This is a genomic window from Algibacter sp. TI.3.09, assembly GCF_038154905.1.
Lineage (GTDB): Bacteria > Bacteroidota > Bacteroidia > Flavobacteriales > Flavobacteriaceae > Algibacter.
On sequence record NZ_JBAKAN010000043.1, the window covers coordinates 1 to 300 of the forward strand.

At 32.7% G+C, this 300-nt stretch carries 1 protein-coding gene; it reads left to right on the forward strand.

Going from position 1 to position 300, the window contains the following annotated elements; genetic code table 11:
* Window positions 1–300: hypothetical protein (locus V6246_RS18255; RefSeq protein WP_341561873.1), on the forward strand; the 300-nt coding region annotated here is incomplete at both ends.

The following is a 300-nucleotide window of genomic DNA, read 5'->3' on the forward strand; positions in this document are numbered from 1 at the left end:
GGAAGATATTTGGCTGTAAATATCGGTTCTAGCATACCTGCAACTGAAATACTTTATGAAAAATATATTGATAATTTAATTCCAAATCAACCTATTAATGTTGAGTTTTACGCTATAAATTTATTGAGATCAGGGACATCAGGAGCTAATCCTGATCTAGCAGTTGCTTTAATTGATGCATCTGGTAATGAAATTTCTTCTTACAGTACGGGAGAGATACCAAAAAGTAATCAATGGGAAGAGTATCCAAAAACACCTATAACATTAGATCCAGCAGCAAACACTAGTTTACGATTTATA